The organism is Cohnella silvisoli (genome assembly GCF_021190915.1).
Classification (GTDB): Bacteria; Bacillota; Bacilli; order Paenibacillales; family Paenibacillaceae; genus Cohnella; species Cohnella silvisoli.
This window is the reverse complement of sequence record NZ_JAIOAP010000018.1, coordinates 44,446-64,267: the sequence shown is the minus strand read 5'-3', so window position 1 is coordinate 64,267 and position 19,822 is coordinate 44,446. Positions and strand designations below refer to the sequence as shown.

Sequence of the window (19,822 nt, the reverse complement as noted above, 5' to 3'; positions counted from 1 at the left end):
TCTTACTTCTGCTGGACCGAGGGCCGAATGGCCCGATGCGTGAACATGGTGTTATCTGAAGTATGACGACCTCGAAGCACTTCTATCAAAATCTATTCCATAAAGTTATCAGAATTATATCCATTTGGTTTGCTACTTTTTATTTCATATTTCTTTTTTGTATTATTCCAAATATAGATGGTTGCTATTTCATCCCAACCTCCTTCATTTCTATATTTTTTCCATTGCATTAATATGCTTTGACCTTTAATAAATACGCCTCTATCGCCCTGAAGGTTTAAGATTTCTTCCAGTTTGTCCTTTTTTAATCTAAATACTGCTACTGAAGCATTTGAAGGATAATACTCAAAACTTACTAATACATGTTTTTCCTTACTGTTCTGCTTCAGAAAAATAATATGAGCAGGCTCTAAATCATCATCACTATAATAACAACAATTAATATTTCTAAATTTTTGGTTTTGATATATCCAAAACTGACCTTCATCATCTAGTAAATAGTATTCCTTCATTTTGTCATTATTTAGATCTTCAGATTTTATTTCTTTTACTTTAAGTTTAGGATTCTCTTTCAAAAATAAAGCACTAATCTCTTTATTTGATTGAGCAGAAGATGCGACGCCTGCCGAAGACCAAACTGATAACATACAAACAACAAGTATGAGAGGTAATATTCTCTTCATGATCTTTCCTCTTTTCGTCATATTTCAGATAACGTTCTGGTATTCACGACGCCCCACCATCCTAAAGGAACGATGTGACTGGCCGCGACGCGGTTGGGTGGTGCGGGTATGTCCGGCTGATTAGGCTTCCCTGCTGCTGAAATTGCCTCACCGAATCCTCTTCTAACTTCGGTCCGGACCGAGGGGCGAATACCCCGATGCGTGAATATGGTGTTAGACGAAGTTAACGCATCCCTGAAATACCCAAGTATCTTTCGTGCCTTTCGTGACCTTGGTGTCTTTCCAATGGTTTATTTCTAATTTCTTTTATGGTATCATTTTATTAAAGAAGCCGAGTGCAGCTAACACTCGGCTACACAATTGGCTTGGATGGGTTATTCCCTTCTAGGTCATAGACGGCAAAAACCCACCTGTGGCTGCAACCTTGGGGTGGGTTTTTACTTTCTCTTGTAGTTATTTCCAATGTAAGTTAAAAGAGCAATAATTAATGATGCAAAAAGTATCATGATCGATATTGCGTCCTTTAATTCCATAGCTTCACCTCCTTTCGAAGGGAAACCATGCCCACCCAAGATTCAATTGTGATTTAATTATACCATTCTTCTCCAACCAATAGCAGAACGTATGGTCGTATATTCATTACTGTTGATTTTCATGTTTCGCGTTAGTTTCGTCTAACGTTGTTGTATTCACGAACCCGAGAACTTTAAGCCCCAACGGGGCGGCCACGACGCGGTTAGGTTCGCAGGGTTGTCCGCCTAATCCACTTCCTCGAAATGCCTCGGGCGGACCGAGGGTCGGCGAATGCCGGCCCGATGCGTGAATACGGTGTTAGCTGATGTCAACGACTTCTTCGAGCTACTCATAACCTCTCGATTTTTTCTTTATCGTGTTGTTTCCCATTTGTCAATAATTTCGGTCATGCATCCGGGAAATAGAATATTATAATCTCGTCTCTTAGAGCGAATCGTCATGCAATCAACTACAATACATTCAAATTTATTTGCCAGTTGTATGAACCCGTTCGGTAACTTGTCTACGAATGTTATATAAGCCGTTATACTGTGTCCATCACTTTTATGTGGTCTATCCATCCACGGAGTCTTAGTTCCTTGGCAAGAATATTCTGTCCTAAGTCCCAATAAGTTAAGCTTAGCAATTATGTTTACAAGTTCTTCGTCAATTTCATTTTTATTACGTTTTTCTACTATGTCGTTCTTGATATTAAATTGTTCACGGTAATCTATGTCTCTCGAAAATTTCAAAATGAAGTGTTTGTAATACTTATCATTAAAATCATTCACCAAAAAGTGTCTATAGAACTCATCCACAATGTTATTATTAGGATCGAAAATCTGTATGGTACATGTATAACAGCCTTCGTCATTATTAGGGTGAAAATCATCGGTATAAGCAGATAAAGTAAAAATAGCTCGCTTGCCATCTTCGATATTTCGTCTTGTTTTCTCTTCAAGTATAAGCCCCACCGACTTTCCTCCTTTTGGATTAAGTGAAACTACCTAAATGATACCCATGTTCTTTTCGTTGATTCAGCTAACGTTCTTATATTCACGACGCCGAGAGGCTTAAGGACCCGAAGGGTCCGGCTGCTCTTGCGCAGTTAGCCGCGCAGGTGTGTCCGCCTGAAACCACTCCCTGAAATCCTTCTGCCGGACCGAGGGACGAATGTCCCGAAGCGTGAATATGGTGTTATCAGAAGTGACTGACTTCATTGAATCACTTACTTTCTATTACAGGACTTTCCCAACCATCATAATTCCCATCGGCTTCTATTGTTTTCTTAAGTAGTTCTGTTGTAATTTTGTTTATTGTTTCAAATTCAACAGTACTTGTGTGTGAGATAATTAATCGATATGGATATTCCGATTCTTGTAGTGTTCCTTCTTCAACAATTTTATAGAAATTTGAATCGAGATTTCTTTTAAAGTCTTCTCTATTCTTATTTTCTAGAAAATAAACCCAATGGTTTATTTCACGAGGTATATGAAGATCATCATTGTTTGCTTTTAATTGTTCAACAACTTCCCTATCTATTTTCCGCTGCTTTTCAAAATCATCTGGATATAAAGTTTTTAAATAAAATTCCCAATTTGGATCTTCCCCAATTGAGATTACACATTTAAGCTTTTTATATTTCGAAAGTGCTTTATTAAGCATATTAAAAAGTGAATCTTTATGCTTTGTATAGTAGTAAAAAGATTTAGAGTCTGCATAAGTGATGGCACCAACTACATAATCAAGTTCTGTCAAATGGCTTTCTATTTCATCTTCAACTGTACCAAGAAGTTCATTATCTAATTTCTTTGAAAATATACTTCTTGATTTCATGTTTACTTCCATTAATATTTTTGCACCATCGATAGGGGCATTTCCAACTATCCCCACATCTACTCTTACAACAGTTTTGGATTTAGATAGATATACTTCCCAGTGATCAGACAAATTAATTCTCCTTTATTTTTAAGTAGTTACAGTCATTTCACATAACGTTCTTGTATTCACGACGCCCCACCACCTTAAGGTCACGAAGTGGCCGGCCGTGATGCGGTTAGGTGGCGCGGGTGTGTCTGGCTGATTATGCTTCCATGCTACTGAAATGCTTTTTTGATTCTACTTCTAACTTCTGCCGGATCTAGGGCCGAATGGCCCGAAGCGTGAATACGGTGTCAGATGATGCCTCCGGCTTCTTGAGATACCCTCAAATATTCTTCTCATCATTAAACTCAATACAAAAAGGTTGTATTTCAGGTCTTAAACAGTACTCGATTCTTTGTCTGAAATCTTTCCATTCGACTCTTTTTAGTGCTTCCTCTATCGGAAAGAAGCCCGATTCTAAGCTTTCTGATGTTTGTATTAATTCACCACCAATTGGCTTCGCTAAAAACAGGGTGTTACAAATTGAATTTCCAACGTTCTGAAATATTCCGCAGAATTTGATAATTTCTATGTCTATTCCTGATTCTTCTTTTGTTTCTCTTATTGCAGCATGAGTTAAGGATTCTCCTTCTTCCACTTGACCACCAGGCATCTCCCAGCCTCTTCTTGGTCCTTTGATAAGTAATAATTCGTTTTTGTCATTTATTACAATTGCAGCTGCCGAAACGATATGCTTTGGTGGATTCATCGCTTTACTCCTTAAAAAGATTAATATGTATTTATGATCTAAAATATTTTCGACTTTAATTGCTCTTCGTAGGTTTCATCTAACGTTCTTATATTCGCGACGTCCCATTCCCCTTAGATAGCTCTTATCTTAGGGGAATCGATGTGTCTGCCTGTATCTGCTTCTTTGATATTCTTCTGGCAGACCGAGCGGCGACAGCCGCGAAGCTGAAACACGTTGTTACTTGATGTCTGAGCCTTCCTCGATATACCTACAAAAAGTCCTTACCTTAGCTATTAAATTCTATAAGAAATGGTTCTTTTCGGTTTAAACAATATTCAATTTGTTCTTTAAAGCTCTTCCAAAGTTCAATACAACCGCAGCAGCGACTACAATATGCTCAGGAGATATATCTATTAGCAAAATGACTCCTTTATTTAATGGGTTGCTCAGATTTCATATAACGTTCTTGTATTCGCGACGTCCAACACCTTAAGCCCCAATGGGGCGGCTGCGATGTGGTGGTGAGAATGTGTCCGGCTGATTAGGCTTCCCTGCTGCTGAAATTGCCTCACCGAATTCTCTTCTAACTTCGGTCCGGACCGAGGGGCGAATGCCCCGATGCGTGAATATGGTGTTAGACGAATTAACGCCTCCCTGAAATACCCAAGTATCTTTCGTGCCCTTGGTATCTTTCCAATGGTTTATTTCTAATTTCTTTTATGGTATCATTTTATTAAAGAAGCCGAGTGCAGCTAACACTCGGCTACACAATTGGCTTGGATGGGTTATTCCCTTCTAGGTCCTAGACGGCAAAAACCCACCTGCGGCTGCAACCTTGGGGTGGGTTTTTACTTTCTCTTGTAGTTATTTCCAATGTAAGTTAAAAGAGCAATAATCAACGATGCAAAAAGTATCATGATCGATATTGCGTCCTTTAATTCCATAGCTTCACCTCCTTTCGAAGGGAAACCATGCCCACCCAAGATTCAATTGTGATTTAATTATACCATTCTTCTTCAACCAACAATAGAACGTATGTTTGTAAATTCATTACTGTTGATTTTCATGTATCGCGTTAGTTTCGGATAACGTTTCCGTGTTCACGACGACCCACCACCTTAAGCCCGAAGGGCTGCCGCGATGCGGTTAGGTGGTGCGGATGTGTCCCGGCGATCACTCCTCCGGCTTATCTCCCGGGACCGAGGGGCGTATGCCCCGATGCGTGAACACATTGTTATATGATACCAGCGCCTTCTTCGAATTACGTTCAATGATTTATCATGTTGTATGCATTTAAGGTTTTTAGATTCATTAATGTTCTATATGCTCTCCATTCATTCAACGCTATTCCCCCGGGTGGTTCCCATAGTATAGGCCAGCCACCATCTTCATCTTGCTGCGAAACCAACACCTTCAGGTGATCCATAATCGTTTTGTCTGAAAAAATACTTCTGCAATAAGAGTTAGGTACTGGCGCGATCTCTAACGGTGTCAGCCCATACTGCTGGGGAGGAGCTTCCAAACAAAAGAATCTTGATTGATAGAGATCCTTAGATAGTTTGTTAAATAATGGCTTTATTTTTTCAATTTGAGGTAGACTTTCTAACAGAATAAAAGCTGAAGCTATAGTATGTGCATCGTCATCGCTTCGAGAGGATATGACATTTAAACAAATATCAGTTGCTTTATCAAGCCATGGATGCTTCACTCCTTGCCACCTAATCAGTCCTACTAATGCAGTTAGCTGACTTATTGATGGTTCCACAGATAATGGATTGTTCCAATGTTCTGCTCTGGGAAATTTACTGGATGAAGGCAAGATGATTGGGATTCCTGTTTCTAAATCAGCACTTTTTGATACGTAGTCTATAACTTTATATGTCAGGTCTTCATTTTTAATTTCGCAATCATACAATAATTTTAGCGCAAATCCAGTATAGAGAGGTTGACTCTCTGGTGTGCGCAAGTCGGGTTCCAAAGCATGTCCAAATCCACCATCATCATTCTGATATGCTTTTATTGCATTTAGAACGTTATTTTTTGTTCCCCCTAGAAAAATATATTCAAATACTCTTCTCTCAAGTAATCTTCCATTTTCCCAAATGAAGTTGGCAGCTTTCTCAAAATTCATTTTCTTTCCCTCCCTGAAAATTTGTATTTAGCGCTGGTTTCATATAACGTTCTTGTATTCACGACGTCCCACCGAGTTAAGGACCCGGAGGGTCCGGCCGCGATACGGTTACTCGGTGTGGATGTGTCCGGCTGATTCCGCTTCCCTGCTGCTGCCAATTGCATTCTTGAATTCACATCTAACTCCAGTCCGGACCGAGGGCCGAATGGCCCGATGCGTGAACATGGTGTTAGCTGAAGTTGCATTCTCCTTCGAGGAGCTGACAAATCATTATTTCATTATCTTTGACTTCAATAAATTCTTTAGATTTATTGTGGTAAATAACGGGGTTAATTGTGTTGTCCTCAAAAAGAACTTTTCCATTAGAGTGATCATAGATTTGAAACCCTTTATCCTGAGATGAACAAAATAAATATGTGTCGAAAAATAATTTTCCATAATATATTTCAAATTCGTTTACAATGCTACCATCCGTTACATTATATATTCTATAGACTGTTCCTTTTTGATGGTTCAAGATATCTTCCTCATCAAAAAGGCTAATGTCGAGCTTCCCTGAAAGACCAACTTGGGTATTGCTGATCCAACAAATAGGATCATTCCAGTCTTCCTTCCCCCACCACAAATCTTTCTTACTTACTCCATCCTCAGACTCCCATTTATTATTAATTATCCATTGTTTAAGATTCCAAGTAGTCACCGAGCCAAGTGGATGCCATTCCCAACCATTGTCTACTACCCATTCATGGTCAGGAGATATTAAAAGTTGTCCATGAAAATAATCCAAATAATGTTCTTCTGTTGTTTCCGGATTTTCTCTTGCTGTTAATACTTCACCTGTCAGTGGATTTGTTATGTCTAATCTGTTCCACAGAGTTCCATGTATAATTAGTACTTGATTATTATGTTTGACAAAGGCAACCGGAAATATGGTCTGCTCATAATGGTATTCGTCTCTACTAAATCGCATCATGATTCTATTCATATTTAAATCAATTACCAATCCATTCCGACCAAATGTATTAAATGCTGCGACAATGTTCCTATCTGACGAAATAAGAATTGAAACGTACTTATCAAAATCTAACTCTCCATTGTCGATCGAAAATACAGTGTTACAAGATTCATCCTTAGTGTTGATTTCTAAAATCTTACCGCTTCTCGTGATTGCAAAATAAGAATTATCTTCAGTGATTATTGGTTGTATATCTAAAATCACTTCATTCTCAAGTAACGTACATCTTCTATGATTAAACTTTAGTACAATATCCTCCATGACTATCCCTCACAATGTAATTAATGCAATTTCAGCTAACGTCTCTCGTATTCACGACGCCCGACTCCCTTAGATAGCTCTTATCTTAGGGAGTCGGGTGTGTCCGCTGAATCTGCTTCCCTGCCAACTGCTTCTGCGGACCGAGGGCCATCAGGCCCGATGCGCGAATACGGTGTTATGTGATGTCCCCTTCTTTCTTGAATTACCATCAAAGATATTTTCTGTTTCTCTTCAATACTACTAGGTTTCCTTTCATTCCTTCATGGTTATAACCGCGACCTGTGACCATTTGTAACGGTAGCACCGGTCCTCGATCAAAATATTGGCTAAAGTATCGGTCAACCGATACTTCAGTCACAGGAACAAAATGTCCTTCTTCTTTCTCGTCACGACAACCTCTTAATAGCATCATCCCACCAGGTTTGAGAGTCCGGGCAATCTCATTGACATATTGATCCCGGTTTTCTTCAACGATCGAATGAAAGCAGCCACGATCATTGACAAAGTCTATGAATTTATTCTCCACTGGTAAGTTCAAGATATCCCCTTGACGCCAGTCAACTTCCACTCCAAACTTCTTTGCCCGTTCAGCAGCGATTCTAAGAGCCTCGGTGCTTATATCCACCCCAATTACATCCCAACCTTGCTGGGCAAGAAATATGGCTTCGCGACCAGCCCCGCATCCAACATCCAAAGCTACCTTCTTCTTCGGGAAGGTCTTAGTAGCAATAAAAGCGATCAACTCTTGCGATGGATATGAAAGATCCCAGTTTGTAAAGTTTCCATTTATATAATGTTCATCCCAGTTCTTCATGCGTCAACCTCACTTTAATGTTTATTCTCAATCAATAACTTTTTTTATTCTGATCATCTTGATATCTTATGATGGTTGGATTTAAGGGGATTTCACATAACGTTCCCGCATTCACGACGCGAGCCGGCCTTAGATAGCTCCTATCTTAGGTCGGCTCGTGTGTCGTTTTAACTATCTTCCATGATTATACATCTGACGACCAAGGGGCGTAAGCCCCACAGCGTGAATGCAGTGTTATGTGAAGTTCCCTACTACCTGAATTACATCAATATTAAACGTCTTACTTCATCAGGTTTAGCTATTCTGACCGTTGATCCAACTCTAATATATATTCTATCCTGGGTCATACAAGGTTTGTTCCCCATTTCTTTCACTGTTACAATCATAATTGATCTACCTTTTAAGTTGTGATTGAAAATAAAAAAATCTATCTTAGGAGGTGGGTCACAACTGTCTCTTACAACATTGACAATTCTTTGTTGGGCAGAATCTAATTCATTATTATTGATACCTACAACTTGACCTGAATTTGTAACCCCTAGAATCAAAAATCCTCCACCTTCCATGTTCGCAAATGCACATATTTCTTGTGCGATCTTTTTGTTTTCTGGTAGTTCTACTTTAAAGTCATAATTAATTTTTTCTCCGGTAGCTATTAATGTCTCTAGAGAATTTTCGGTATAACCAATTAAAAAAGCATCCAAATCTGTAGTAAGCTCTATTATTTCGAGCATATGGTCATCATTTTCTTCGTTTCCAATTCCTAGAATTATAAAAGGATACTGCAATTGAATCGGGCTCAAATCATTAAATACATTAAGAATCTTATCAAAAGTGGTTAATCCATCAAATTTCAGTGCATCTCTATTTATTGGAATGACAAATACAGCAATATCAAATAAATCATATTTATAAGCAGCAGGTGCTTTAAGAAACAATTTACTTTCTAAGAAAGCTTGCTTAGCTAAACAAAACTCAATACCTACTTTGTTTTTAATACAGTCGAAATGCCATGGTCCCTTACTACTTGTTGGACAATAATCTTCCCAATTCAATTTTCTTAATACATTCACAAACGATTTGCTAATATCTCTAATTAATTTATTATTTGAAGTATTTAGATTTTCGATTGAATAAATGACTTCATAAATTTCTTGTTTATAAACACTGTCCAGTAATTTCCACGCATTCAAATTACTAAGTATCTTTTTGACTTTCAATCTTTTCTACTCCTCATGTCTGTGTATTTTGGGAATTTCACATAACGTTGTTGTATTCGCGACGTCCCACCACCCTAAAGGAGCGTAGCGACTGGCCGCGATGCGGTTGGGTGGTACGGATGTGTCCGGCTGATACCGCTTCCCTGCTACTGCCAATTACTTCTCCGAAAACTCATCTTACTCCTGCCGGACCGAGGGCCGAATGGCCCGAAGCGTGAATATTGTGTTATCTGAAGTACGGCTCTACCTTGAAATGACCCGCAATGCAAGTGTTCTCTAATATTGTTTTCTTTGTTGTGTAGATTCCTTTAACCAGTCATTTAATCCATTGGCACTTACATAAATATCATTTCCTATTTTAATAATAGGGAACATCATGCCACTGTAGGATCCACTTGCTTTCAACATAGATTCTTCTGAAGAAATTATCGTTTTAACTTGAAATTCAGAAAGGTTTAAGTAATCAGCTGTTTCTTGAATTGTCATTAGAGGTTTATTAGAGTTAATAATTTCATTTGCTTTAGCTTTTTCATGATCTCCTTTGAAAATAAAGCAGCCAATGATGATTGCTATTCCCAGGATTACAGAACTAATCACATTACTAAAATTAAATTGTTTCAACGAATTTCCTCCTATTTTTAAGCTCTAGTCGTATTACAGATAACTTTCTTGTATTCACGACGCCCCACCACCTAAAGGTAACGAAGTGGCCGGCCGAGGCAGACATCTGCCAAAGGCTTAAAACTATTGAGGCTTCATCAAATCGTGCAAGTCTGATTGAAAAGTTTATATCTAAATGCTTCACTGCGATCACCCACTTAACAAGCTTCGTATTTCAGCTAACGTTCTTGTATTTCACGACGCCGAGAGGCTTAAGGTCACGAAGTGACCGGCTGCGCTTGCGCAGTTAGCCTCGCAGGTGTGTCCATCTGAATCCGCTTCCTCGAAAATGCCTCAGGCGGACCGAGGGCCGAATGGCCCGATGTGTGAACACGGTGTTAGGTGAAGTTACCGACTTCTTCGATTTACTCACGATATGAATTTATAATTCTTTCTGAATTTGTCCTTACATATTCAAATGAATCATTTAATCCCATTTTCAGATACTTTTCTAATTGTGGAGATTTCACTTGATACAGGGCTTCTAATGCAGCGATTTTTTGGTATTCCATATTTGAATTCCAAGCTTCAATTGCTTTTTCTTCTACATATTTAGATTTGATATACGATAAAGCAAGCAATGCTCTTCGTCTTACATATTCAGCATGGTCATTAGAGTATTTCAATATTATATCTTCTACTTCAGGATATTCGTCTGCTATCTTGGTAAGGTAATGGGCAAACTGCCATCTTACGCTATCGTCCTGATACATTAAGCCTTCCTTAGCGAAATAAATCAAACACGCTGGATTTTGACTCAATGTTTCAATCAATACCTCACATTCGTTATCTCGAGCAATTAGAAATAGAATATTATTAATCGTTTTTTGATCCCATACAGTAAAATCAATAGAATGTACTAATCGTTCAAGTAATGTATTTATTAAACCCCATTCAGGATAACATGCTTCCCATTCATAAATTTGTTTTTGATTCTTTGACCATTGCCAAAACTCATCAATTTGTTCGTCAATCTTGTTTTCTAAACTTTTTGAGGAATCATGTATATATCTATAATAATCCAAGTATCTGTCTCCTTTCTTTGCTCTTCGGTAATTTCACCTAACGTTCTTGTATTCACGACGTCCCACCACCTTAAGCCCAAAGGGCGGCCGCGATGCGGTTAGGTGGTGCGGGTGTGTTCGCCTGATTACACCCTCGGCACTTCTGCATCCGGCGAACCAAGGGAGCTTTGACTCCCGCAGCGTGAATATGGTGTTAGGTGAAGTTCAAAGTGTTACTTACAAATTTATTTACTATTCCTTACTTCAAAAGAATTTTTGACTGTCTCAATTCTTTGACCATGAAAATCTGTCCTAATTGATTTAAATTCAATATAAAAGGAATTCACTTTATCCACATCATAATTATCTGGCTCTATTCCTGTTTTAAAGTATTCTATGTCATTTAATAGATTAGTAAGTCTTAAATAATAATCGTGTTCTTGAACTGATTTAGAATAATAATTATATAAAGTGTCAATTCCAGCAAGAACTGTTAGTATGCCTGAAAGAATTAAACCTATTTCCTTCCCATATGCTAAATCTTCGAGTCCTAAAATCACAGTAATAGCAACTCCTAAAATTAAGACACCCACCTTAAATCTTCTTGCCTTTACTCTTGTATTAACGAATTTTGTTTTAATATTTTTAATTGCTAGATTGAGCTTTTCTTCAAGCTTTAAAAGTTTTTGTTCTGCTTCCATGTTTTCCTCCAAAGTATTGAGAGTTTTACTCCGAATTTCAGCTAACGTTCTTGTATTCACGACGTCCCTGCACCTTAAGCCCGAAGGGCGGCCGCGATGCGGTTAGGTGGAGGGATGTGTCCGGCTGAATCTGCTTCCATGCTGCTGCAATTGCCTCCCCGAATCCGCTTCTAACTTCTGCCGGACCGAGGGGCGAATGCCCCGATGCGTGAATATGGTGTTAGCTGATGCCGTCAACTCCTATGATCAACTCACAACATTCTCTATTCTTATTTTTTAATACCATTCACCGAGGAAACAATCTTTATTATTAATAGACTTATGAAGTATCCAAATATACTTGTAACTAATCCTTCAATGAAAAACAATATATCAAGTTTCACTATTGATACCACTGAACAAACAATGAGAAACAAGGCTATACTTATTGTGAAAAACCAATATATAAAATTCATGAAAAATTGTCCGAAATTTGCTTTTGTGAGGTTAAATAGTTCAAGTTTCTTTCTAATAAAAAAGAAATAACTGAAAATATATGCACCGAAAACAAATGCTAGACTAATTATTACTCGAATGAGCTCTGGTACTGAACCTCTCGTAAGTGAAGGAATGTATATCCCTAAAAGTAAAATAACTAATGCAATGAAGTACGAGTATATGTAATAGCGATCCTTAATGAAACTGGTTCTTATAGATAACATAATTTAGTCCCTTTCAATATTGATAATTGTTTTGACGGTTTCATCTAACGCTCTTGTATTCACGACGCCCCACCACCCTAAAGAAGCGAAGCGACTGGCCGCGAAGCGGTTGGGTGGTGCGGGTGTGTCCGGCTGATTATACTTCCCTGCTGCTGAAAATGCCTCCCCGAATCCTCTTCTAACTCCGGTCCAGACCGAGGGGCGAATGCCCCGATGCGTGAATATGGTGTTATGCGAAGTCTTGTTCTTCATTGAATATGCAGAATCTTCGTTACTTTCCCTATAATTTGCTTGTGATTTATTGGTCCATAAAACCTACTGTCGTAACTATTGTCAACGTTATCTCCAATGACATAATATTCGTCCTTCTTGATGGTGATCTGAGGTTTAATTAAATTGTCTCCGATTCTGGATTTAAACATCAATTTATTATTCACAATAATTCCCGATTCCTTTATTTCAATTTTGTCTCCTTCAACACCGATTACTCTCTTACAAAATGATTTTTCTTCGGTCTTAAATATAATAATATCATCCTTGAATATACCCTTAGATATATCTAAATTTACTATCATTTTATCTCCATTATTAATCGTTGGAGACATGGAAGGACCATCATTAACATATAACTTTTGAGTTGAACTACCACTAACTAAAGACAGGAGTAATAAGAAGATTGTAATAAGAATATTCATGAACTTATCCTCTCTAACAAGATTTCGCATAACGTTCTTGTATTCACGACGCCCCACCACCTTAAGGCTCCGAAGGAGCCGGCCGCGATGCGGTTAGGTGGTGCGGGTGTGTCCGGCTGAATATGCTTCCCTGCTTCTGAAATGCCTCGTTGAATCCACTTCTAACTCCGGCCGGACCGAGGGCCGAATGGCCCGATGCGTGAATATGGTGTTAGGCGATGCTACTGACCTCTCCGAATAACTCAAATCAATGCATATTTAAATGTTAACTCATTCAAATTTCGCTTTGAGAGTTGTTGTAATGTCGCTATCAGCACAGATTGAGCCATTAATGTTACATCATAATTTTCTTTCATAAATGAATCAAACTCTTCGGTACCATCAAAATAATGAAATTTACCAGGAAAATTCAACCCGCCATGTATAAACTTTGAACGATAATCATACATATATTTAAATAATTTCTTATATTCATTTTGGACTCCTAGAAGAACTTGTGATTTCGCTACCAATTGTTCTTTAATTCCGTTATTACTTGAACTATATAATGCTTCCAATCCTATCATTGTAAAAAAGAGATCTACACCTTCATTAGACTCATTAACAGAGCCAAATAGATATGTCAGTGCTGTGAGAGCCCTTTCAACAGCGGTGCCACCTATTCCGTCAATAAAACCAATCTTTTCTGTAATCCACCCCCAAACATTAACAATATCTAATTGCTCTAGAACTGGCCATTTTGTTTTCTGCGTAAATATATATACTTCTTCAAAACCATTTAGCAGCATTTTTGTTTTATCAAATAATTGTTCGTCAACATAAATAAGGCCATGATCAACTTGAAAAGTACCTACACGTGAAATATTTATACTAATGATAAAGTCGTATAAACGTTTAATAAAATAATCAACTGAATCTTTCTTCCATAACTCAATTGAAGGAATATTCCATTCTTCAATTCCTTCAATTGGAATATCAGTAATTTCCATTTCAGTGTATGCTACAAGATAGATTTTACTTCTTCCAATTTTCTTAATTTGCTGTATTCTATCATCATTCTCATCCAAAAGTTTAAACCTAACTAAAGCTTGTTTACCTACAATTTGATCTGCATTTAATGGAAAAACAATCTTCATTGATAATAACTCTTCAATGACTTGGTTAATAATCTTTTTAAAATCGTATTGTTTTGAAAACGATTTAAAGATAGGAAGTATTACTTCAATTTTTCGTTTAATTATTTCCATTTGAAATAATTCTCCTCAAATTTAATATTTCAGTAGTTTCGCCTAACATTCTTGTATTCACGACGTCCAACTCCCTTAAGCCCAAAGGGCGGCCGCGATGCGGTTAGGGAGTTGGATGTGTCCGGCTGATTCTGCTTCCCTGCATCTGAGTTCACTCCAATCGAATCCTCTTCAACTTCTGTCCGGACCGAGGGGCAACGCCCCTATGCGTGAATATGGTGTTAGGTGAAGTTGCCACTTCGTGAGTTACTGCCAATTTCATACTGCTTTTTCCTAAACATTTAGCTGCACTATCACGCTTTAGTAAATGCTTTTGAGTAAAAATAAAAAAATGCAGAAATAAAAATAATTCCTAAAATAATTAATATTAAAAGTACCAAAAAGAATACAATCCAAAATGTTTTCCATCTGGAGTCTCTATTTTTATATTTCTCTTTGTATGATGGTTCTTCATCGATCTCTCTGAATTTAAATTTCTTTTGCTCCATATGTCACATCGTTTCTTTCCTTTTATTATTTTCCTTTGGCAATTTCACCTAACGTTCTTGTATTCACGATGCCCCACCACCTTAAAGGAGCGAAGCGACTGGCCGCGATGCAGTTGGATGGTGCGGGTGTGTCCGGCTGATTCTGCTTCCTTGCTGCTGAAATGCCTCTCCGAAACCACTTCTAACTTCTGCCGGACCGAGGGCCGAATGGCCCGATGCGTGAATATGGTGTTATGTGAAGTTGCTGACCTCATCGAATAGCCAAAAAATCTAATATTTTCTTATGATTTCGGCTCTAGGTATTCCCGTGATCTCTTCTATCTTTTTGGGATCCATTTTTAAAGCTCTCATTCTTCTTATTAAATTTTCTCTTTCAGTCCATGTTCCAAATAGCTTTCCGTTCTTAAATCCATCTTCTCTTGCCTCTTCAATTTCTTTAGAAACGGTAATTACTTTACTAATTAATTCTCCGCACCATGAAGATTGCTCTTCATCGTACATTATTTTAGCTTCTACTTGAATGTCTTCGGTATAAATGATTACTATTTCTCCATCTGAAAGCTTGAAATACTCCATGTCAAGATTAGAGATTCTTAGTCTATTAGAATTGGGGCCATTGAAATCAGTCCAAATCTTCTTCATGTTATCTCCTTTGTTTTCAGCAATTTCATCTAACGTTCTTGTATTCACGACGTTCTACCATCTTAAGCCCGAAGGGCGGCCGCGATGCGGTTAGGTGGTTGGATGTGTCCAGCTGATTCCGCTTCCTCGCTACTGAAAATCCATCCCCGAATCCTCTTCTAACTTCTGCCGGACCGAGGGCCGAATGGCCCGATGCGTGAATATGGTGTTATATGAAGTAGCACACTTCCTTGAAATACATTCAAGTTCTACTTTCCTTTAGTGTTTTAAGATGAAGTAATGCATTTTTTTCTGTTTCTTTTATTTCTTTAATCAATTGTATTGCTTTCATACTCCTTCCATCATCTTGAGGATTGCCTCCACTTGGATATGGAAAAAGTGATTCAAGGTCATTAATAAGATCAACAACTTTCATGAATGAATTTCTTGATTGTACAATCATATTAATTCCCTGCTCATCATTAAACTCGCTCTTAAATTTATCTAAAAATACAACTGCAGATGTTCGAGCATTCTTTAATACTTGAATATTGTATGAATTTCCATAAACATCGACTTTTTTACTGATAAAAGCATTTATCCATGCATCATACGCCGGTAAACCAGTGGAGAACTCCCAGGAGTCGTGAGCATCATTTAAACCATACTTAAGAATTAATTCAAGACTACCAAAAATTCTTACCTGTTGACTGATTTGATCCACTTCCTCGATTGACAGTACATAGAATTCAGGGGTATCTGATCCCCTACCGATTCTGTCAAAAGGAATTTCTCCTTCGCGCTCTGCATCAATTACGTATAAGGTCTGTCTCTCATCATTGTATCCGTAAATTATTCCAAACTCAGGACCAAGAGGCTCCCACATGATAAGAGGTACTCCTCTTTGAACAGACTCTTTTATTAAATTTATCGAATTATTCAAAACATTAGGAACTTCAATATGATAACCAGAATATCCAATAACTCTTGAAACAAGTCCAAGATTATTCAATCCTTTTGAGATTACACCATCCCAGTCGTACATCGTTGGTCCCCATTTATCAATAGATTCCACTCGAATATTAAGGTGGAATGCATGTCCTGTGTACCCCATGAGCTCTTCATAAGAATATTTATCTTGGTTTAAATAGGGCAAGATATGATATAAACAAAAACAAAATGACGACAAATTGCTTATTTGGCTTCCCAGGCAACTAGGTTTGTTAAGTCTCATACAACACCTCTTGATATTGATATTTTGTGCTATTTCATATAACGTACTTGTGTTCACGACGTCCCACCGACTTAAGGCGACGAAGTCGCCGGGCGCGATGCGCTTAGTCGGTGCGGATGTGTCCGGCTGATTCCGCTCCCCTGCTGCTGCCAATTGCAACCCCGAATCCACTTCTAACTCCGGCCGGACAGAGGGCCGAATGGCCCGAAGCGTGAAAATGGTGTTATATGCTGTTGATGCCATCTCGATTAACTTACTAGAAATTTAGATTCTTCGATCTAATTGCTTTAATGCAAACTCTTTAATCAAATCTTCGCTTGAATTAGAGAGTATTTCCAATTTTATTCTTGATTCATCTGAATTAATATCTCCTAAAGCATAAATACACTTTCTAGCCAGAGCACTACTTTCGTTATATTCCAAGTATGATAATTTCCTAGTCGCTACTTTGAATAAGCTGTCAATACTGTAAGGAGATTTGAATCTTTGTAGTAATCGAGCGATATCTTCATGTTTATAATGCCATTCAATTTCAAGTAGCTTACATAGAATACTTACAAAATCTTCAGTAAAGACCTCAAAGACAAATCCTAAATATAAGATCAAATCTACTGCTTCAGAATCATTGAGGGAATATGCATTTTGTAGTGTTGTATTTACAAAAACAGATAGATTTGAAGGTTCCAAATTTAAGCCGATTAATAACTCATCTTCCGTTATTGATTTGGACATGTGTTGTTTTATTAGTGATACTTGATGTACTTCCATTAGATATCATCTCTTTTATTATTATTGTTTTGACCTTGCATCAATTGCATATAACGTTAATGTGTTCACGACGTCCCACCACCTTAAGCCCGAAGGGCGGCCGCGATGCGGTTAGGTGGTGCGGATGTGTCCGGCTGATTCCGCTTCCTTGCTACTGCCAATTGCTTCTCCGAAATCACACCTGACTCCTGCCGGACCGAGGGCCGAATGGCCCGAAGCGTGAACATGGTGTTATACGAAGCGGCAGGAGGTGAGTTCAGCCCCCCGGAATGTCGAGGAAGCCTTATGTATCAACGAATTTCAACTCTTGTAAAACTCTTCCACACAGCTGTAAATAACCCCAAATTTCGTGGAAGTTATGCGAAATCGTATATCCAAATGTTTTACGAACCTCTCCGCGCCCACTTCGTATATCTGCTTTTCTTCGCATATCCAACAAAGGAGGAAATGCGAAGTGTCTCAACCTAACGTGAATGATTGGTCTAGCCTTTCTCGTTTGTTTCTCGTGGACTGTAAGTCCAGAAACCTGGCCAAGACGACGATTAGCCGTTATGGAAAAGGATTGAAAAAGATCGAACAACTCTTAAAAGCCCAAAATCTCAAATGGTTTGATTTAACGCCTGACCTGTTATCACATCGTCTCATCCCCAGTATGCTCAATGAAACATCGGCCCTGAGAACCGTTAATTGTCATCTGGCCATTCTCAAAGCATTTTTCGCGTTTCTCGTAGCAGAGAAATACGCTGATTGCAATATTGCAGACGGATTAAAACCGTTTAAAACTCACCTCTCTCTGATGCATACTTTCACGGATGCTCATTTAATGCGGCTATTTGCTGAACCCGATCGTTCAACATTTACTGGTTTCCGTAATTACATGATGATGCTGGTTTTGCTTGAAACCGGCATTCGCCTAAGCGAACTCACCCAACTGGCAATCACAGATATTCTACTGGATGAAGAAATAGTGCGTGTTCGTCAAGGGAAAGGCAGGAAGGCAAGAATGGTGCCAATTCAGCAAACCGTATCTCACGAATTGCAACTCTATTTGCTGGAGCGAGGAACACTGACTACAGACCGGCTATGGGTCACGTTGGACAATCGACCATTCGATGAAGGGGGCATTCGAACCATGATTTCGCGGATTTGTAAAATCGCAAACATTCAGGGGGTTCAATGTTCCTGTCATACGTTTCGCCATACCTTCGCAAAGAAGTATTTATTGAACGGCGGCGATATTTTCTCTTTAAAGAAAATTCTCGGACACTCGCGTATCGAAATAACCGAAATGTACGTTGAACTGTTCTCGCGCGATTTGCAAACCCAACATGAGAAGTATAGTCCGCTGGAACAGATGATTCAGGAATTCCCCTCTATCTTCATCGAAAGTGAGGTGAAACGGGGATGACGATCGGACGCAGACAAAATAATTTGACAAAAGTCGATAAGGCAAGTGACGCTAAGCAGCAGTTAAGTTATAGCGATCTGCTTCATTCCTTTATTCTCGATTGCAAGTCAAAAAACCTTTCGCCGCTCACGATTCGTTTTTATCAGGATAGCGCAAAACAACTGGAGACTGCCTTCCGGGATCAAGAACTTGCTCTGGATATTTACTCCATCACTTCTCGGGATATCAAGAATCATTTTATTGCTTATCTGTTCGATCAAGGAAAATCGGACAATACCGTAAACGGACGCATCAAGGCCATCAAGCAATTCCTGAGATACTTATTTGAGGAAGGCTGGCTCCTTCAGAACCTTTCAGAAGAGATTCATGCCACCAAAGCCGAAAAATTGATGATCCAAACCTTCACCAAAGAACAGGTCGTCGCTTTGTTGGAACAACCGGAGCGCAATACGTTTTCGGGTTTCCGTGACTATACCATGATGCTGGTTCTATTTGAAACGGGAATGCGAATCAGTGAATTATGCAATTTGAAGATTGGCGATATTTTCTTTAAGGAACAGGAAATTCGCATTACAAAAGGAAAAGGAGGAAAAGCCCGCCGCGTGCCGATTCAACAAACGTGCGCCAAAGTGATTCGCCGTTACTTGGATATTCGAGGAGATTTAGCGACGGATGCACTATTCGTTAGCTTGAACAATGAAAAGATCAGCACCCGAGCGCTACAGGAGAAAATGCATGATTACGGACGTGCTTCGCACATCAATGGGGTGCGTGTATCCCCTCATACTTTCCGGCATACGATGGCCAAGTTCTACATTTTGAACGGGGGTGACCCATTTACACTCCGACGAATTTTAGGCCATGCCACGCTAAAGATGGTTGAATATTATGTTGAACTGTTTAACAGCGACATTAAGCAACAACACAAAAAGTATAGCCCGGTAGAAAACATGAAACGTATTATTTAGACCTTGCTGTAAGTAGAAGCAAGACCATTCTTCAACGGAATGGCCTTGCTTCTAACTCTCATGCCTAATGATGATC

Annotated in this window: 20 protein-coding genes; 2 read left to right on the top strand and 18 right to left on the bottom strand. The window is 38.8% G+C overall.

Annotated elements, in window-relative coordinates; all coding sequences use genetic code 11:
- Nucleotides 1-92: 92 nt before the first annotated feature.
- From K7P76_RS27000 to K7P76_RS26915, 18 genes are all read right to left on the bottom strand, one after another.
- Nucleotides 93-683 carry a hypothetical protein gene (locus K7P76_RS27000; protein WP_232189188.1) on the bottom strand — a complete coding sequence of 197 codons (591 nt, stop codon included), beginning with the start codon at nt 681-683 and terminating at the stop codon, nt 93-95.
- Nucleotides 684-1,120: 437 nt separating this feature from the next.
- A complete protein-coding gene (locus K7P76_RS26995; protein WP_255678823.1) occupies nt 1,121-1,216 on the bottom strand; it encodes a putative holin-like toxin in 96 nt (31 codons plus the stop codon).
- A gap of 351 nt (nt 1,217-1,567) precedes the next feature.
- A complete protein-coding gene (locus tag K7P76_RS26990) occupies nt 1,568-2,170 on the bottom strand; it encodes a hypothetical protein (protein ID WP_232189187.1) in 603 nt (200 codons plus the stop codon).
- A 250-nt stretch (nt 2,171-2,420) separates the two neighbouring features.
- Nucleotides 2,421-3,146, bottom strand: a complete 726-nt coding sequence (locus K7P76_RS26985) for a DUF695 domain-containing protein (RefSeq protein WP_232189186.1) — start codon at nt 3,144-3,146, stop codon at nt 2,421-2,423.
- A 256-nt stretch (nt 3,147-3,402) separates the two neighbouring features.
- The gene (locus K7P76_RS26980; RefSeq protein WP_232189185.1) at nt 3,403-3,828 is read right to left on the bottom strand and encodes an NUDIX hydrolase; all 426 of its coding nucleotides are present in this window, start codon (nt 3,826-3,828) and stop codon (nt 3,403-3,405) included.
- Nucleotides 3,829-4,658: 830 nt separating this feature from the next.
- Nucleotides 4,659-4,754, bottom strand: coding sequence for a putative holin-like toxin (locus K7P76_RS26975; RefSeq protein ID WP_255678823.1), 96 nt, complete (start codon nt 4,752-4,754; stop codon nt 4,659-4,661).
- Between the two features lie 323 nt (nt 4,755-5,077).
- On the bottom strand, nt 5,078-5,941 hold the full coding sequence (locus K7P76_RS26970; RefSeq protein WP_232189184.1) for a hypothetical protein: 864 nt from the start codon (nt 5,939-5,941) through the stop codon (nt 5,078-5,080).
- A gap of 229 nt (nt 5,942-6,170) precedes the next feature.
- Nucleotides 6,171-7,217 (bottom strand): hypothetical protein, encoded by a 1,047-nt coding sequence (locus tag K7P76_RS26965; protein ID WP_232189183.1) that lies wholly within the window; start codon nt 7,215-7,217, stop codon nt 6,171-6,173.
- 208 nt (nt 7,218-7,425) lie between these two features.
- Complete coding sequence (locus tag K7P76_RS26960) at nt 7,426-8,031, bottom strand: class I SAM-dependent methyltransferase (RefSeq protein WP_232189182.1); 606 nt, start codon at nt 8,029-8,031, stop codon at nt 7,426-7,428.
- A 260-nt stretch (nt 8,032-8,291) separates the two neighbouring features.
- A complete protein-coding gene (locus K7P76_RS26955) occupies nt 8,292-9,251 on the bottom strand; it encodes an AlbA family DNA-binding domain-containing protein (protein ID WP_232189181.1) in 960 nt (319 codons plus the stop codon).
- 276 nt (nt 9,252-9,527) lie between these two features.
- Entirely contained in the window at nt 9,528-9,872 is a 345-nt protein-coding gene (locus K7P76_RS26950; RefSeq protein WP_232189180.1) for a helix-turn-helix domain-containing protein, read from the bottom strand.
- A 404-nt stretch (nt 9,873-10,276) separates the two neighbouring features.
- The gene (locus K7P76_RS26945) at nt 10,277-10,936 is read right to left on the bottom strand and encodes a HEAT repeat domain-containing protein (RefSeq protein ID WP_232189179.1); all 660 of its coding nucleotides are present in this window, start codon (nt 10,934-10,936) and stop codon (nt 10,277-10,279) included.
- Between the two features lie 224 nt (nt 10,937-11,160).
- On the bottom strand, nt 11,161-11,616 hold the full coding sequence (locus tag K7P76_RS26940) for a hypothetical protein (protein ID WP_232189178.1): 456 nt from the start codon (nt 11,614-11,616) through the stop codon (nt 11,161-11,163).
- Between the two features lie 949 nt (nt 11,617-12,565).
- Entirely contained in the window at nt 12,566-13,012 is a 447-nt protein-coding gene (gene lepB / locus K7P76_RS26935; protein ID WP_232189177.1) for a signal peptidase I, read from the bottom strand.
- Nucleotides 13,013-13,254: 242 nt separating this feature from the next.
- Nucleotides 13,255-14,259, bottom strand: a complete 1,005-nt coding sequence (locus K7P76_RS26930) for a HEPN domain-containing protein (protein ID WP_232189176.1) — start codon at nt 14,257-14,259, stop codon at nt 13,255-13,257.
- A 758-nt stretch (nt 14,260-15,017) separates the two neighbouring features.
- Nucleotides 15,018-15,437: a hypothetical protein gene (locus tag K7P76_RS26925; protein ID WP_232189175.1), complete on the bottom strand. Its 420-nt coding sequence runs from the start codon at nt 15,435-15,437 to the stop codon at nt 15,018-15,020.
- 193 nt (nt 15,438-15,630) lie between these two features.
- The gene (locus tag K7P76_RS26920) at nt 15,631-16,413 is read right to left on the bottom strand and encodes a hypothetical protein (RefSeq protein ID WP_232189174.1); all 783 of its coding nucleotides are present in this window, start codon (nt 16,411-16,413) and stop codon (nt 15,631-15,633) included.
- A 453-nt stretch (nt 16,414-16,866) separates the two neighbouring features.
- Nucleotides 16,867-17,370 (bottom strand): hypothetical protein, encoded by a 504-nt coding sequence (locus K7P76_RS26915; RefSeq protein WP_232189173.1) that lies wholly within the window; start codon nt 17,368-17,370, stop codon nt 16,867-16,869.
- A gap of 454 nt (nt 17,371-17,824) precedes the next feature.
- Between K7P76_RS26915 and K7P76_RS26910 the strand changes: the two genes are divergently transcribed.
- Both K7P76_RS26910 and K7P76_RS26905 read left to right on the top strand, forming a co-directional pair.
- Entirely contained in the window at nt 17,825-18,778 is a 954-nt protein-coding gene (locus tag K7P76_RS26910; RefSeq protein WP_232189172.1) for a tyrosine-type recombinase/integrase, read from the top strand.
- Nucleotides 18,775-19,746, top strand: coding sequence for a tyrosine-type recombinase/integrase (locus K7P76_RS26905; protein WP_232189171.1), 972 nt, complete (start codon nt 18,775-18,777; stop codon nt 19,744-19,746). Before K7P76_RS26910 ends, K7P76_RS26905 begins: the two co-directional genes overlap by 4 nt.
- Nucleotides 19,747-19,822: the final 76 nt, after the last annotated feature.

What these genes read in the sequence shown, in the direction of transcription:
- K7P76_RS27000 (WP_232189188.1), bottom strand. Translation starts at nt 683, where the DNA reads ATGAAGAGAATATTACCTCTCATACTTGTTGTTTGTATGTTATCAGTT.
- K7P76_RS26995 (WP_255678823.1), bottom strand. Translation starts at nt 1,216, where the DNA reads ATGGAATTAAAGGACGCAATATCGATCATGATACTTTTTGCATCATTA.
- K7P76_RS26980 (WP_232189185.1), bottom strand. Translation starts at nt 3,828, where the DNA reads ATGAATCCACCAAAGCATATCGTTTCGGCAGCTGCAATTGTAATAAAT.
- K7P76_RS26975 (WP_255678823.1), bottom strand. Translation starts at nt 4,754, where the DNA reads ATGGAATTAAAGGACGCAATATCGATCATGATACTTTTTGCATCGTTG.
- K7P76_RS26970 (WP_232189184.1), bottom strand. Translation starts at nt 5,941, where the DNA reads ATGAATTTTGAGAAAGCTGCCAACTTCATTTGGGAAAATGGAAGATTA.
- K7P76_RS26965 (WP_232189183.1), bottom strand. Translation starts at nt 7,217, where the DNA reads ATGGAGGATATTGTACTAAAGTTTAATCATAGAAGATGTACGTTACTT.
- K7P76_RS26960 (WP_232189182.1), bottom strand. Translation starts at nt 8,031, where the DNA reads ATGAAGAACTGGGATGAACATTATATAAATGGAAACTTTACAAACTGG.
- K7P76_RS26940 (WP_232189178.1), bottom strand. Translation starts at nt 11,616, where the DNA reads ATGGAAGCAGAACAAAAACTTTTAAAGCTTGAAGAAAAGCTCAATCTA.
- lepB (WP_232189177.1), bottom strand. Translation starts at nt 13,012, where the DNA reads ATGAATATTCTTATTACAATCTTCTTATTACTCCTGTCTTTAGTTAGT.
- K7P76_RS26930 (WP_232189176.1), bottom strand. Translation starts at nt 14,259, where the DNA reads ATGGAAATAATTAAACGAAAAATTGAAGTAATACTTCCTATCTTTAAA.
- K7P76_RS26920 (WP_232189174.1), bottom strand. Translation starts at nt 16,413, where the DNA reads ATGTACGACTGGGATGGTGTAATCTCAAAAGGATTGAATAATCTTGGA.
- K7P76_RS26915 (WP_232189173.1), bottom strand. Translation starts at nt 17,370, where the DNA reads ATGGAAGTACATCAAGTATCACTAATAAAACAACACATGTCCAAATCA.
- K7P76_RS26905 (WP_232189171.1), top strand. Translation starts at nt 18,775, where the DNA reads ATGACGATCGGACGCAGACAAAATAATTTGACAAAAGTCGATAAGGCA.